General features: G+C 54.0%; 16 protein-coding genes. 3 read left to right on the plus strand and 13 right to left on the minus strand.

Annotation, left to right across the window (positions count from 1 at the left end; genetic code table 11):
* Positions 1-121: 121 nt before the first annotated feature.
* Together hemH and hemE are read right to left on the minus strand one after the other, a co-directional pair.
* Positions 122-1,063, minus strand: a complete 942-nt coding sequence (gene hemH, locus NST08_RS21055) for a ferrochelatase (protein ID WP_210095052.1) — start codon at positions 1,061-1,063, stop codon at positions 122-124.
* A gap of 35 nt (positions 1,064-1,098) precedes the next feature.
* The gene (gene hemE, locus NST08_RS21060; RefSeq protein WP_210095051.1) at positions 1,099-2,157 is read right to left on the minus strand and encodes a uroporphyrinogen decarboxylase; all 1,059 of its coding nucleotides are present in this window, start codon (positions 2,155-2,157) and stop codon (positions 1,099-1,101) included.
* A 264-nt stretch (positions 2,158-2,421) separates the two neighbouring features.
* On the opposite strand from hemE, the gene NST08_RS21065 reads away from it, so the two are divergent.
* Positions 2,422-3,642 carry an MFS transporter gene (locus NST08_RS21065; RefSeq protein ID WP_007127680.1) on the plus strand — a complete coding sequence of 407 codons (1,221 nt, stop codon included), beginning with the start codon at positions 2,422-2,424 and terminating at the stop codon, positions 3,640-3,642.
* 78 nt (positions 3,643-3,720) lie between these two features.
* Here NST08_RS21065 and NST08_RS21070 read toward each other — a convergent pair whose 3' ends face one another.
* The gene (locus NST08_RS21070) at positions 3,721-4,353 is read right to left on the minus strand and encodes an O-methyltransferase (RefSeq protein ID WP_007127679.1); all 633 of its coding nucleotides are present in this window, start codon (positions 4,351-4,353) and stop codon (positions 3,721-3,723) included.
* Between the two features lie 167 nt (positions 4,354-4,520).
* On the opposite strand from NST08_RS21070, the gene NST08_RS21075 reads away from it, so the two are divergent.
* Both NST08_RS21075 and NST08_RS21080 read left to right on the plus strand, forming a co-directional pair.
* The gene (locus NST08_RS21075) at positions 4,521-5,675 is read left to right on the plus strand and encodes a THUMP domain-containing class I SAM-dependent RNA methyltransferase (protein WP_210095050.1); all 1,155 of its coding nucleotides are present in this window, start codon (positions 4,521-4,523) and stop codon (positions 5,673-5,675) included.
* 190 nt (positions 5,676-5,865) lie between these two features.
* Positions 5,866-7,857: an LTA synthase family protein gene (locus NST08_RS21080; protein ID WP_387730636.1), complete on the plus strand. Its 1,992-nt coding sequence runs from the start codon at positions 5,866-5,868 to the stop codon at positions 7,855-7,857.
* A 188-nt stretch (positions 7,858-8,045) separates the two neighbouring features.
* Here NST08_RS21080 and NST08_RS21085 read toward each other — a convergent pair whose 3' ends face one another.
* The 10 genes from NST08_RS21085 to NST08_RS21130 form a co-directional block, all read right to left on the minus strand.
* Positions 8,046-8,312, minus strand: coding sequence for a hypothetical protein (locus NST08_RS21085; protein ID WP_007127676.1), 267 nt, complete (start codon positions 8,310-8,312; stop codon positions 8,046-8,048).
* 125 nt (positions 8,313-8,437) lie between these two features.
* A complete protein-coding gene (locus NST08_RS21090; protein ID WP_210095048.1) occupies positions 8,438-8,659 on the minus strand; it encodes a DUF1450 domain-containing protein in 222 nt (73 codons plus the stop codon).
* Positions 8,660-8,686: 27 nt separating this feature from the next.
* Complete coding sequence (locus tag NST08_RS21095; protein ID WP_007127674.1) at positions 8,687-8,989, minus strand: HesB/IscA family protein; 303 nt, start codon at positions 8,987-8,989, stop codon at positions 8,687-8,689.
* A 148-nt stretch (positions 8,990-9,137) separates the two neighbouring features.
* Positions 9,138-9,407 carry a hypothetical protein gene (locus NST08_RS21100; protein WP_007127673.1) on the minus strand — a complete coding sequence of 90 codons (270 nt, stop codon included), beginning with the start codon at positions 9,405-9,407 and terminating at the stop codon, positions 9,138-9,140.
* Between the two features lie 236 nt (positions 9,408-9,643).
* Positions 9,644-10,846, minus strand: a complete 1,203-nt coding sequence (locus tag NST08_RS21105; protein WP_210095047.1) for a M14 family zinc carboxypeptidase — start codon at positions 10,844-10,846, stop codon at positions 9,644-9,646.
* Positions 10,847-11,092: 246 nt separating this feature from the next.
* Positions 11,093-11,899, minus strand: coding sequence for a glutamate racemase (gene racE / locus NST08_RS21110; RefSeq protein ID WP_007127671.1), 807 nt, complete (start codon positions 11,897-11,899; stop codon positions 11,093-11,095).
* A 366-nt stretch (positions 11,900-12,265) separates the two neighbouring features.
* Positions 12,266-12,637, minus strand: coding sequence for a YtxH domain-containing protein (locus NST08_RS21115; RefSeq protein WP_007127670.1), 372 nt, complete (start codon positions 12,635-12,637; stop codon positions 12,266-12,268).
* Positions 12,638-12,652: 15 nt separating this feature from the next.
* On the minus strand, positions 12,653-13,108 hold the full coding sequence (locus tag NST08_RS21120) for a DUF948 domain-containing protein (protein WP_213614685.1): 456 nt from the start codon (positions 13,106-13,108) through the stop codon (positions 12,653-12,655).
* Positions 13,109-13,321: 213 nt separating this feature from the next.
* On the minus strand, positions 13,322-13,741 hold the full coding sequence (locus tag NST08_RS21125) for a DUF86 domain-containing protein (protein WP_210095046.1): 420 nt from the start codon (positions 13,739-13,741) through the stop codon (positions 13,322-13,324).
* Between the two features lie 44 nt (positions 13,742-13,785).
* Positions 13,786-14,073: a Dabb family protein gene (locus NST08_RS21130; RefSeq protein WP_007127667.1), complete on the minus strand. Its 288-nt coding sequence runs from the start codon at positions 14,071-14,073 to the stop codon at positions 13,786-13,788.
* Between the last annotated feature and the right edge of the window lie 214 nt (positions 14,074-14,287).

Here is a 14,287-nt window from a genome sequence, read left to right on the forward strand (position 1 = left end):
ATCTTCGCATTAGGTCGCTTCTCCCATTATACCAGCATCCCTATAAAGAATAGAACCCCCCGGTTAACGGGGGGTTCTGCCTTGACATGATCCGGTTCGTATAAACGCTAGGCGTGTGCGTTTACAGGTTCAGAAGGGTAATGATGGAATCGCTGAGCGCTTCCATATACAGCGGATCACTGTTCAACGAGTCGATCCGCTCAAGCCGCATATCCATTTCTTTGGCGATGCTCTTCGCCTCAATATCCAGGTCATAAAGCACCTCGAGATGGTCCGAGACGAAGCCGACAGGAGCGACAAGCACATCCTCGACCTGCTCCTCTTTATTCAGCGTCTGGAGCGTATCCAGAATGTCCGGGCCTAGCCACGGCTCCGCCGTCCGTCCCGCGCTTTGCCAAGTGAACTGCCAATGCTTCACGCCGGCCTTCTCCGCTACAGCCTTCGATGTCTCCAGCAATTGATCCTGGTAAGGATCGCCCATGGAGAGAATCCGTTCCGGAAGGCTGTGAGCGCTGAACAGCACGCGCACGCTATCCCGGTTCGCTCCAGCTTCCTCGAACTGGTTCAGCTTCGCCGATACCCGGTCCGCAAATGCCTCGATCAGCTTCGGATGCAGATGATAGCTTTCCACGAACGAAATGTCGAGTCCAAGCTCGTCGGCTTTCGCCTTCGCCCGCTTCACGTAAGAGCCGATGCTCATCGTAGAATAATGGGGCGCAAGGACGATTCCGACCGCTTTCGTAATCCCGTCCTGCACCATCTTCTCCACGCCGTCTTCAATATACGGAGCTGCATGCTTCAGTCCCTGATAGCAAACGAATTCGACATCCGTCGCGCGGGGGTCCACGTTCAGCGTGTCCTGCAGCGTACGGACCTGCCGGTCGGTATTCTCGCGGAGCGGGAACACGCCTCCCACGATGGCCTCATAGCGTTCCGTCAGCTCGCGCAGCTGCTCCTCGGAAGGCTTATTTCCCCGGCGGATATGGGTATAATAGCTTTCGATTCCTTCCATGCTTTCCGGCGTTCCGTAGGACATGACCAACACGCCAATTTTATTCTTCATAACCTTCTCACCTCTAGCTATTAAGTATTCGTTCTCTAAGCTCGCTGTGCGGCGGTCTTTAATGCCTGCGCCGAGTATTCATGGATGTAGGAGGTTAGCTCGCGCAGCTTCTCCAGCGAAGCTTCCGGAAACAGTCCATGCCCCAGGTTAAACACAAAGCCGGGCTCTTGAATCCCTTGATCGATAATTTCTTTCGCATACTGCTGAATCAGCGGCATCGGACCGGTGAGCACGGTCGGATCGAGGTTGCCTTGAACGGCATATTTACCGCCCAAGCGGCGGCGCCCTTCGCTAATGGACACTCTCCAGTCGAGGCCGATGACGTCGGCCCGGAGTTCCGTCAGGGTCGGCAGCAGCTCTCCGGAGCTGACGCCCGGAAAATAAATTTTAGGCACGTTCAAATCCGCCAGCTCCGCAAAAATCCGTTCGATCGTCGGCAGGACGAAGGTGCGGAAATCCTGAGGAGACAGCGCGCCGACCCAGCTGTCGAACAGCTGGAACGCCTTGCCGCCATTGCTCACATGCGCTCTCAGATAAGCGATGACCATATCGCCGAGCTTGTCCATCAAGGAGAACCATACCTTCGGCTCGCTGTACATGAGCTCTTTCGTCCGCAGATAATTTTTCGAAGGTCTTCCTTCGATCAAATAGCTGGCGATCGTAAACGGCGCGCCCGCAAACGTAATGAGCGGCACCTCCAGCTCTCTGTCCAAGATTCGGATCGTTTCCAGCACATGTCCAAGATCGCCCTCCACATCAATCGGGCGGAGCTTTTCGACATCGGCTGCTGTACGTATCGGTTGATCGATAACGGGCCCGATATTTTTCACAATATCGAAGTCGACCCCGATCGAAGCAACCGGATTCATGATGTCGGAATATAGAATCGCCGCATCGACACCGAGCTTCCGTACCGGCATCAGCGTCACTTCAGCCGCAAGCTCGGGCTGGCTGCAAATTTCCAGAAGGGAGTATTTCTCTTTAATCTTTCGGTACTCCGGGTCATAGCGCCCGGCCTGCCGCATGTACCATACAGGAACATGGCTGATATCCTGCTTGCGGCATGCGCGGATAAATTGATCGTTGTAGGTCATGATTAGGCCCCCATCAATAGTTCATCATAGTTCATCATAGTTCATCAATGTGTATAAAGTTTCCTAATGTTCATTATGCCCTTTTTAAAAGTAAGTAACAACCGTCTTACATGGACATCCTATGAAAATCAGATGACAATCTTATGACATTGTCAACATTTGGCGCTTTTCAGATGTGTTATACTGAAAGAACGGCATTTTTTAGGGTATGCATAATTTGAGGGCCCGGATCACTTCGGGCTGGACAGCTTAGAAAGGAAGTGAGTGAGCACATTGAACCGTTGGAAAATCAATCTCATTGTGCTTTGGTTCGGGCAGTTTTTGGTCAACTCCGGGATGACGATGATCACCCCGTTCCTGACACTGTATTTGGCGCAGGACCTCCATGTCACGGGGGAACGGGAAATTGGAGTATGGGCAGGACTCATATTCGCAGCCAACTTCCTGACCTCATTTATTTTTCAACCGATCTGGGGGAAGGTGGCCGACAAGTACGGCCGCAAGCTGATGCTGCTTCGTTCGGGGTTCGGCATGGCGATCGTTATCGGCTGTATGGGATTTGCCACCCATCCATGGCATCTGCTTGCCTTGCGTCTGCTGAACGGGACGATTTCCGGCTTCAACCCGGCGGCGATATCGCTTGTATCGGGCACCACGCCGAAGAACCGGATGGGCTTTGCCATGGGCATCATGCAATCCGGACAAGTTGCCGGAACGATCCTTGGCCCCTTGATCGGCGGCGTCATGGCCAACTGGGTCGGATACCGTCCGATCTTCTTCATTACAGGCGGTCTGATATTTGCCGCTTCGCTGCTTGCCTTGTTTCTGGTTAAGGAAAAATTCGACCGGGAGGAAGCCGCTCACACGCCTCAGGTCTCGGTTATCGGCGGCCTGAAGGAGCTCAGCCATATTCCGCAGCTTCCGTCACTGTTCGCCGTTACGTTTCTGCTGCAGTTCGCAATGATCAGTCCGATGTCGCTCTTGCCGCTGTACGTCCAGAAGCTTCACGGCACGGCCGAGGATATCGCGATATGGGCCGGCTTCGTCGTTGCGGTAACCGGCCTCTCCAACATGATCGCCTCACCGATCCTCGGAAGGCTAAGCGACAAGGTCGGTGCACATCGGATATTGACGTATGCCTTGATCGGCACCGGGCTCACCTTGATCCCGCAGGCATTCGTACAGTCCGTGTGGCAGCTGATCCTGGTGCGGTTCATGATGGGCGTCTTTATGGGCGGACTCCTGCCGAGCGTCAATGCGCTGATCCGCTCGTACACGCCGGACGGTATGGAGAGCCGTTCATTCGGCTTCAACACAAGCTCGCTCGCGCTCGGCAATATGCTGGGCGCCGTCATCGGCGGTTTTTTAGCCGGGTTTATCGGGATCGAGGGATTGTTCATCACCTCCGGCTGCCTGCTGATCATCAATATGCTGTGGGTAAGAAGGAAGCTGTTTGCGAGCAAGCCTGCTCCGAAATTCCGGTAGCGGCACACATAAGAACCCATACACAAAAAGGGAGATCCCGGCGGCATACGTCCGGGATCTCCCTTTTTGTGGGTACATTCACTTTACTCGTGCCAGAATCAGCCCGTCGTAAGCAGGGAGCAGCGTGCTCACAAGCCGGTCATCCGTCGCGATTCGTTCATTAAACCGGCGTACGGCCTGCACCGATGGACCGTTCTTATCCGAATTCAGCGTTCTTCCGCGCAGGAAGCAGTTATCTCCTGCGATCAGCGCTCCCGGATTCGCCAGCTCGATGGCATAATCCAGGTACAGCGGGTAATTCTCTTTATCGGCATCGATGAAGAAAAAATCAAACGTCTTCCCTTCCCGCTTCAGCTCCGCCAGACTGTCCGCCGCAGGACCGATCCGGTATTCCACCCGATCCTTAAAGCCCGCCTTCTCCAGATGGCGGCCGGCCAGCTGCGCATACTCCTCCTTCAATTCGAGCGAGGTGAGCTTGCCATCAGCCGGAAGACCCCGGCAGAGGCAGATGCCGCTGTAGCCGCCGAGGGCGCCGATCTCCAGTATGCTGCGCGCGCCTGAAGTCTGCACGAGCAGTGTCAGCAGCCTGCCGTAAGCGGGTGCTACGGATACTTCGGGCATCCCATTTTCCCTAATGGCTTGCAGTACCTGCTTGAGCTCGTCATCTTCGGGATATAATTGATTAACATAATCGTCAGGGGTCGTCAGCAAGTGATGCCGCCTCCTTTGTTTCAGGCTTTAAGCCTTAAAATGATCCGTTAAACCTAACGAGGTCTATCATAAGACAATTGTCTTGGCGAATGCAATCGCCTATACTATAAAGATTGAACCGGCGGCGTGAAGCGCCGTACACATGTTAAATGGAGTTGACACCGTTAATGCCTCGATTACAATTGATCGCAACCGCCCCTATGGGCCTTGAAGCTATTGTCGCCCGGGAACTGAAGGAGCTCGGATATACCGATATGGAAGTAGAGAACGGAAGAGTGACCTTCTCCGGCGACCTGATCGATATTTGCCGCTGCAATCTGTGGCTTCGGACATCCGACCGCATTTTGGTGAAAATGGGCGAGTTCAAAGCGATGACCTTTGACGAGCTCTTTGAGGGAACCAAAGCGCTCCCTTGGGAGCAGTGGATTCCCGCGCGCGGGGAATTCCCGGTCGAAGGACGCTCCCATAAATCCCAGCTGAGCAGCGTTCCCGCCTGCCAAGGGATCGTCAAGAAGGCGATCGTGGAGAAGCTAAAGCTGTCGCATCGTACCGAGTGGTTTCCCGAAGACGGTCCCCGGTACGTCATCGAAGTGTCGCTGCTGAAAGACCGCGCTTTATTAACGCTCGATACGACGGGACCGGCTCTGCATAAACGCGGATACCGCAAGCTCGTGACCGAGGCGCCCCTGAAGGAAACGATGGCGTCCGCCCTCCTGCAGATCAGCCGCTGGGGTCCCCACCGTCCGCTGTATGATCCGTGCTGCGGCTCCGGTACCATATTGATTGAAGCCGCTATGCAAGCTTGGAATATCGCGCCGGGTCTGCGCCGCTCGTTCCCTTCCGAGCACTGGGGTATCATCGGGGATAAGCTGTGGGAGGAGGCGCGAGAAGAAGCGTTCGATGCCGTAACCGACGACATCCCGCTTCACATCGCGGGAAGCGATATCGATCCGAAGGCGATCGAAGTGGCCAAGGCGGCAGCCAAAAGCGCCGGACTTGCCGGCGAGATCGACTTTAAGATTCTCCCTGCCGCCAAAGCGCTGCCTGAAGGAGAATTCGGCTGCATCATCACGAACCCTCCGTATGGCGAGCGCTTGAGCGATAAGCCGGAGGTAGAGCGGCTGATCCGCCAATTGGGCACGATGACCGGGGCGCTGCCGACATGGTCCTTCTTCGCGCTCAGCCCGACCAAGCAGTTCGAGCATTATTTCGGCCGCAAGGCGGACAAGCGGCGCAAGCTGTATAACGGCCGGATCGAATGCCAGTACTATCAGTACTTAGGCCCGTTACCTCCGCGTAAACCTGCGCCTGAACAATCGTAAAGCTGGAGCAAGGCTTTATATCACGCCTATCACGCCAGAGCCGCCTGCAGGGCGGCTTTTTGCTCTTTCGAGAGCTTGCATCCTCTTGGGGGACATATGAGTTTGCGCCTCATTTATGTTATAAATGTAATCATCGATAACACCGGCTCGAATCGGGGAACTCCCGATGCTAGAAGGAGGGAATCTAACATTGCTATCATTTCACGCCAGGCGTGGCCTGCGAAGTCGGGTCGCCCGTATTTTACACTACAGATTCACGGCATTTTGGATCTTTCTCATACTCATGATGTACAAGCTGGTTCTGTTCGACGACAGGCTCCGGCTGACCCAGATCAAGCTCGATCAGGCGGACTATGTCATTGCGGTCGGCTCGCTGCTTCTCGTCTCGTTCTGGACCCTGTGGCTTCCCCCTAAGGCAAGGCTCGTCTCCTTGACGCTGTTAAACATGCTGTGGACCGGCATCCTCTATGCAGACCTCGTATACTACCGCTATTTCGACGATTTCATAACGGTGCCGGTGCTGCTTCAAGCCGGTCAGGTCAGCTCGCTGGGCGACAGCATCCGGTCCCTGACAGACGCGGGAGATCTGTTCTTTGTTATCGATTGGCTGGTCATGATCCCGTTCACTGTCATCATGCTGCTGCGTAAAAAAGGATCCGGGGCGGCACGCGGACTATCGTTTGCAGGGGAGCTTCGGCAGGAGCGAAGAAGAAGGCTTATCCTTCGTCTCGTATCCGGGTCACTCGCTCTGATCCTGGGTCTTGGCATGACCTTGGTTCCCATTAAACGGGCGTCGGATACGTGGGCGGTCGGCCTGTTCGAAGGCAACTGGTGGAATATTACGCTGTATAACGTTACCGGATTGATCGGCTTTCATGGCTATGATCTGTATCGCTACAGCCGGGATCATGTCATCAGCCAGCCGAAGCTCGCCGGGACGGAGATCGAGCGGATTCGGGAATGGTTTGAGGCCAGGAGGTCCACCCAGCCGAATGCAGGCGGGTTGTTCGGGAAGTATAAAGACAGCAATGTCATCATGGTTCAAACGGAGGCCTTGATGAACTTCGTGATCGGACAATCCGTGAACGGTCAGGAAATTACGCCGAATCTCAATAAACTGATGAAGGAGAGTTTATATTTCAGCAATTTTTATCATCAGACCGGACAGGGACGGACCTCCGACGCCGACTTCGTCACGCACAGCTCGCTGCTGCCGCTGCCGACGGGCTCCGTATTTACCCGCTACGCGGACCGGGATTTCGATACCCTTCCGGAAATATTGAAGGACCAGGGCTATTCCGCCAACGTCTTTCACTCCTATGATGCAAGCTTCTGGAACCGGACGACGATGTACCGCGAGATGAAATACGACCATTTTTACAGCAAGAAAGATTTCGTGATGAACGATGTGCTGGGCTGGTCCCTGAGCGATAAAGCCTTATTCGACCAGTCGCTCGATTATATGAAGAATATCAAGCAGCCGTTCTATTCGTTTCTTATCACCCTGTCAAGCCATCATCCGTATCATCTCCCCGAAGCGGAACGCAAGCTGGACATCGGCGGACTCGAGGGATCGATGCTGGGGGATTATCTTCAGTCGGTTCATTACGTTGACGCTGCGTTCGGCGAGCTCGTCGAGCAGATGAAGGAGCAGGGGCTGTGGGATAACACCATCCTGTTAATCTATGGGGACCATGACAACTCCATTAAGGAAAAAGAGGACTACGAGAAATTTTTGGGACGCGAGCTAAGTCCGCTCGATATGGAGCAGATCATGAATCAAGTACCGCTCCTCATTCATTTGCCGGACGGCGGCAGTGCGGGCGTGTATCCGGAACCCTCCGGCATGATGAATGTGGCGCCTTCGATTCTCCACCTGCTTGGGATAGCGGCAGACCCTTATTGGATCGGCGGGCATCTATTCGGAGACGAAGAGCGGCTGATTCCGCTGCGTACCGGGGCATTTTCCGACGGGAAGGTGTTCTATCTGCCATCCGAGGCCGCCGGACTTCAGGGCGGCACCTGCTATGATCTGGCTAGCCGTCAGCCGACCGATATTCAGGCCTGCAGCCAGGGATATGAGGAAACGCAGGAAATGCTGCAGGTGTCGGATCAGGTGATCATGTATGATTTGCTCCGTCAATTTAAAGCTTCGAGTTCTTCTGCAATCTCAAAACCTTGATCAATAGCTCCTGTTCGTCCATTTGGGCAGCCAAGTGGATACAGGGGCTTTATTTTGTGGAAAATGACCTGGATGTCGGCCGATCGGGTACGCATCGCTAAACGGGCCGGATGATTGGGCCGCACACTACAAAAAAGCCCGCTATAGAGCTTTAATGCTCGAATAGCGGGCTTGCACAGGATTCATACCTATTTCTTGCTTGAACGAAGCTTGGACAGACGTTCCTTCTCCTCGCCTAACAGCTCTTCCGCCAATTCTACGGCGTTCGGACTTCCCTGCTCCATCACCTGAGAAACCGCCCGCTCCGTGTGGGAGAGGGAATTCTCAGCCTGCCGGATCAGCTGCTCCGTAGGATGCGACATTGCCGAGGATACGGCACGGTGCAGCTTTTCTACGGAATCCAGAGCGCTATTGCTGGGATTGTTGGAATGAAGACTGGAATCGTGGCTGTTCATGTTGGTTGCTCCCTTCTGAAGTTCAGGTTCCTGTTGCCTTCTTAGCATGGATGGACAAGGCAGGAACTATACCCTTCATAAGGGAATTATCAGGGTGAAGCCGTCAAATTATGCTCGCCTGGAATCTACTTGATGAACGGCTGCGCCTTGGCGAGCACTTCATCCTCCGTCGGCGCGCTGACATATCGGCCGTTGATATAAATGAATGCACGTTTGCCGCACGGTCCGCAGTAAGATTTGCATCCAATTTTGATCTCGGCGTCAGGCGCCATTTTCTTGATTTTCGGGATAAGGGTCTTCAGTCTCGTATGCTTGCATTTCTCGCAGACTCTTATATCATTTGCCATGTTTCATACCTTCTTTACTGCAGCAACCTAGTGGTCGCCGTGATTGCCTTTGGACGGATTCGTGATTTCGAAGCCTTCCTGTGGAAAGTAGAGATAATCAATCTTGACGCCATCAAGGAACGGCTGCCCCTTTTCCAGAATCACATCAATCTCTTTATCGGTCGCAACCACTTCGTCGTTCTCCTTCGGCGTATCGAAATCAAGCCCGTAGTGGGCATGATCGCCGTGCGCATGGGTCACGATAACCCGAAGCAGCTTTCCTGCATTCTCTTCCTTCGCCATTTCACGCTTTATAACCTTGGCCGCATTGCGGGTGATTTTACATTTCACTATTCGTTCATCTCCTCTAAGATGATGCATTCAATAGTTTATTGTAGACCATAGTGAGGAATATGCGCAAGAGCAGGGTAATGAGGCAATTCCCTCCCGTACGGTAGGACCAGGCCATTTCCTCTGGATATGCAAAGCTTAAGCAGCCTTATTTCACCGTTCGCCGCTGCTTGTCCTGCAGCAATTGGGGATACTTTCGTTCGACGCGCGAAACGAACCAGTTCATCAGCAGCATCGTAAAGCCGATATCGTCGATCGGCAGCAGAGGCATCAGATCCGGGAGCACCCAGTAGAGTATGACCGGAACCAGAAACAAGAGCTTGTCCGGCAGTGAAACCTCGGAGGAGGCGATATAACCGAAAATACGCTGAAATACATGCGACCAGCGCCGCAGCGACCATAATCTTCTCCATTTCATGATGCTATCCCTCCATTCGAGCCGCAGTTATGATTATCATTACCCAATCTTCAAATTACAGCCTTCCGGTCTATAAGACGGTTTATTCTATACAATGTTCCTCAGCCTTCCGTTTGGCCGGGTCTTAAGCCATAAGCCGTGGCGAAAAATAACAAGACCGCTGCAGGAGATTCCATGCAGCGGCTGCTCCTAAAGGATATACGAGCTCGGCATCGCTTCCGTTTCAAATCCCAACGTTATTTCAGTGACATGAACGCGGCGGCAATGGAGCCTGCCTCAACGCATAAATCTTCAAAATCCTCCAGCGGGAGCGGATTTACGCCAAAACCGATCTCAACGGTAAAGCCGGGTCTCCGATAATGCTGAATGAACCAATCTTTATACCCGGCATCGCTGCCCTGCAGCTTGACCGGGCGGTAGCCCGCTGCCTTGCCCAAAATCCTTGCCCAGTCTTCGGTCTCAGGCGGCTCATAATCCCTGTAATTCCAATAGATCTCCTTCCCCTGGCTGTGCAGGGAAACCGCCCTTACAGGGGATATGTCCAGGGTATGCTCGTATAAGGCTCTAGCCTCCGGCTCACACAGCGGAGCGGTCCCGGCATAATCCTGCGGGCATGGCCCCGTTTTCCCTCTGCGCTCCACCTCTTCTTCCCAGTGCGCGGGAAACTGATCGCCGAGGTCGACTCCGCGGATGTTGGCCTTCCAGCGGCGAAAATCCTCACGTCCATAATTCCAATCAAGCAGCCGGTCGTAATAAGGATGGTCCGGGGTTACCCCCTCCTGCACCAGCTCCACGCCGTCCGGATTCGCCATGGGCACGATCCATAGCGTATATTCCGTATACCATGCTTCCGGGTCCCCTCCATAAATGCGCGTGCTTCCGGACAGCGCCTTGGCGTAATCCTCTGCAAACCGCAACAGGCACGGGGCGGTAATCCATTCATTGGCATGCAGGGCCGCATTCATATGAAGCGCCTTCGGGCCGACGCCGATGGAAGCGGCATGGATCGGTTTGCCGAGAACGCTTGTGCCGATCACCGTCCACTTTAGGGCCGGGTACCTTATGCGCATTTCTTGAATATCGCGCTCAAGCTCATTCGGGCCGTACTCGCCCGCCAGCCTGATCAGATGCCCGGATGACGGAGCCGGCAGAACCATTGTCTTGCCAGGAGGCAGGCTGTGATCCGTTAACCCGGGATTCAGGTCGATCAAAGCGCCTACGGATAACCGGAAGGCAGCGCCGATGCGCTCCAGCGTGTCCCCCTCTTGAATGATGTACCTCCGGCGCAATGAGGAAGGGAGATACAACAATTGCCCCTTTTTCAAATAAGGCTGCTGGGCCGCCCATGGATTCGCCGTTAACAGCTGTTCCAGCGCCAGGCCGTTGCGTGCCGCGACGCGTCTTAAAGTATCGCCTTTCTGAACGACATACTGCTGCATAGTGGATTCCTTTCCGCGGCCAGAGCCGCTTCGATTATCGTCCACTCCATATATATGATTTGCGGTTTGTCCATCATGTGCCTTTGAACCGGCGGATGATACGGACGCTTGATCCGCCGGACTCGTTAACCATACGCGATCCCTATCCCATACACCGTTAGGGGCAGGTCACAAAACGGGCCGGCAGGGATTTCTTCCCTGCCGGCCCGCTCCTTTCGTCCTTTTCGCTCGATGATGATTCGTGAATTATAGCTTCGTAATCTGCCATACCACCGGCGTCCGCTTAATATGATCCCCCAGCCATTCCTTAGCGATGCTCTGGAAGATCACCGGATCTCCGGTGCAAAAAAACTGATGGACCGGACTCTCGTCATTGCTGGCGAGCTGTCCCTTGTCGTACAGAATCGTGCTGACCTCGCGCGCCGTCTCGTCAGCCGAACTGATTAGCTTCACATCCTGCCCCATAACGGTCTGGATGGGATCCATCAGGAATGGATAATGCGTACAGCCAAGGATCAGACAATCAATGGATGAGTCTTTCATTCCATTCAGTGATTCTTCGACAACCTGCAGCGAATCTTTGGATCGGAATAATCCGTGTTCCACCAGCGGAACGAGATCCGGGCAAGCCCGGCTCTCAACCTCCACATAGGGGGACAGCTGCTTCAGAGCCGCCGTATATGCTCCGCTTCCGATCGTCCCGACGGTGCCGATCACACCGACACGGCCGGTTTTCGTTGCACTGATCGCGGCTCGCGCGCCCGGATGAATGACACCGATGACAGGCACCGGCACCTTGGATGAAATATAATCGAGCGCCGCCGCCGTAGCCGTATTGCAGGCGATGACAATCATTTTGGGATCATATTGGATTAGATAATCTACAATCTGTTCCGTAAATAAACGGACTTCTTCCGGTGTACGGGGTCCGTAGGGTGCGCGGGCAGTATCTCCGAAATAAATAATCTTCTCTCTCGGGAGCTGTCTCATCACTTCCTTAGCGACGGTCAGCCCACCCACACCTGAGTCTAGTATTGCGATTGCTTGCTGCACGAACCCACCGCTTCCTTCTCATCATATTCATGGTTTACGTGATACCATATGTCATTTCGGTTCGAAATGTACCTAAATCTTACCCCAATTCCCCCCTATCTTCAACAAGGTGCGCCAGGATTAGACAAGCGCTGGAAGACCACAGATGAACTATGGATGACACTCGCGGAAAGCCTCCTAAATCCCCTTGACGCCAATTCGCCGATCTGAAAGCTACGCTTACTAGCTTGCTCGGATTTTCAACGTTAACGCTGACCAAATTCCTTCTTCCTGCTGCGAAATGCGCATAGTAAAAGCCGGGCCCGCATCTATAGCAGTCCCGGCTTTCGCCTATGTTCGATATGGTGGCCGCGAACCTCGCAGCGATTATGCTTGCGGATCTTTGGACTCCGGAATGAAGCTGATAAACTGCTCTTCCTCCTCAGCCTCATCATCGCTGAAAGACGACACTTGAACGATGTCTTCCTCCTCCAGCCAGGATTCTTTCCGGCCGCGCCATGCCTGAATGTCAGAGATCACGTTTTCAGCGCGATCGGTCATAATGCCGACCAGATTCAAGCCCTGCTCCCCAACCTTCTCGGCTGCCTCCTGCACCTTGCTCCCGATGCCGCGGGCGCCTTCGGCAATATCGCCCCGAAGCTCTTTTCCGGATTTCGGTGCGAGAAGAAGCGCCGTCACGGAGCCTGCAACGCTGCCGATCAATACGCCCCACAGGAGTCCTTTGCTCTTATCGTTCATACAATCCCATCCCTTCTATTTGGCCTGCCCCTCGCCGGATTTGGCGGAAGAGTATCTGCTCCATGAGTGCCATAAGGTCATGCCGGCATCAATCCATCGAAACATCTCCCCGATATGCCTTTCATTATCGAGGCGCGCCCGTTCCAGATGCTCAATCGCCGTTATCGAAGCCTTCTTCCCTACGGCATGAACGGCATCCGCCGTCTTGGCAATGGCCGAAGCTGCATCGTTCAGCGAAGCAGTTAAGGCTTCGCCCGCTGCCAGCTGCCGCTGTACCATCTCCATCGATACGGAGGCCTGCTTCAACACTTGCGAGGCTTCCTGCGCCAGCTGCGAGCTATCCTGCTCCAGCTTGGCAAGAACGGCTTCCGTATGCTGCAGCAGCTTGCGAAGGGACAGCATCATCACGATCGCTGTGCCGGCAACGATCATAATTCCAACAGCAGCCGCAAGCGCGCTCCACTCCGTCATAGGGAACTCCTCCTTTCATCCGACCGGGCGAATGCCTAGTCGCTTGATGCATTATAAGCAGGATGGGCTTGTATTGACACAGCTTTTTACATTTTTCTCGGGAGGTTATGAAGAGGACCTGTCTAACACGAAAAAGGCCCGGGATATCCCGGACCGGATGTTTTACAAATGCGTCGCCAAGCCGTGCTGCACGGTTAGAATCCTTTTCCTCGCTTAAAGCTCATTCTTCAAATACTCGCGAACATGCGCCGCGAACCGCTCCAAAGCATCCGGCAGCTTCGCCGTTAACGGATGCAGCGAATGCCTGTCCCAATCGTAATATTCCTGAACCAGCGGCTTGCGGAGCCTAACCAGCTCCAGCAGCACGGCGTGCACGTCTTGAGGAAAGACCTTCTCCTCGTGGACGATATCCATAATATCCTCGTAGCTGCTTGCATCCCGCATAATAAAGCCGTCGATCAGATAGCTTCCGACATCGGTCACGACCTCGATCGCCAGATGAAGGGCCCGTTCCTGCATCATTCCCAGCACAAGTCCGCCGTCCCATGACTGCGCTGCTTTCCTGAGTCCCTCCGCAATCTCGGGAATAGCCTCAAGCCGCCGTTCAATTTGTTCCTGATTTACATAATACACGGTCAATCTCCTCCAGAGCTGTTAAATGATTATCAAACAACGGGCTACACTTCAAAGTCAACGCTGAGCGTATGATCCTTGACGGTATTAATGTAGCGGATCACTTCCTGATGGACCGGATGAACCGCGTAAGCCTGCAGATCCTCAAGCGAATCGACTTCAACGATGAGAGCCAGATCGTACGAGCGCTCCGAACGGATGACATCGGCACCGGCCTCGATCGATCTCAGCATCGGTATTTTCCCTTCCATATCACGCAGCACTTGTACCGTCCGTTCAATATTTTCGGCTGTTGGCTCCTTTAATTTAAAAAACACAATATGTTTAATCACGATTGGTTCCTCCATCTCTTCGCTATGTAAAATTCCCACTTCTATCATACCCCGTTCGTGCGGAAAAGGAAATCGCTCTCATGCAGTGGTTCGAAGCCGCAGCCTGGCCTCACCGGCCGACATTGGGCAATCCATACGCCTGCCGCCCCCGCCTGAGCCAGTCCCCGCCAAAGCCACTGTCGGCTATATGCCCTCGTTGTAGGCATAGTCAACC

The organism is Paenibacillus sp. FSL K6-1566 (assembly GCF_038050475.1).
GTDB classification, from domain to species: domain Bacteria; phylum Bacillota; class Bacilli; order Paenibacillales; family Paenibacillaceae; genus Paenibacillus_AQ; species Paenibacillus_AQ lactis.

Coding starts and splice junctions, on each gene's coding strand:
- NST08_RS21120 (WP_213614685.1), bottom strand. CDS start 13,108: ATGACGGAGTGGAGCGCGCTTGCGGCTGCTGTTGGAATTATGATCGTT.
- NST08_RS21100 (WP_007127673.1), bottom strand. CDS start 9,407: ATGAAATGGAGAAGATTATGGTCGCTGCGGCGCTGGTCGCATGTATTT.
- NST08_RS21090 (WP_210095048.1), bottom strand. CDS start 8,659: ATGGCAAATGATATAAGAGTCTGCGAGAAATGCAAGCATACGAGACTG.
- NST08_RS21075 (WP_210095050.1), top strand. CDS start 4,521: ATGCCTCGATTACAATTGATCGCAACCGCCCCTATGGGCCTTGAAGCT.
- hemE (WP_210095051.1), bottom strand. CDS start 2,157: ATGACCTACAACGATCAATTTATCCGCGCATGCCGCAAGCAGGATATC.
- NST08_RS21105 (WP_210095047.1), bottom strand. CDS start 10,846: ATGCAGCAGTATGTCGTTCAGAAAGGCGATACTTTAAGACGCGTCGCG.
- NST08_RS21115 (WP_007127670.1), bottom strand. CDS start 12,637: ATGAACGATAAGAGCAAAGGACTCCTGTGGGGCGTATTGATCGGCAGC.
- NST08_RS21085 (WP_007127676.1), bottom strand. CDS start 8,312: ATGAACAGCCACGATTCCAGTCTTCATTCCAACAATCCCAGCAATAGC.
- hemH (WP_210095052.1), bottom strand. CDS start 1,063: ATGAAGAATAAAATTGGCGTGTTGGTCATGTCCTACGGAACGCCGGAA.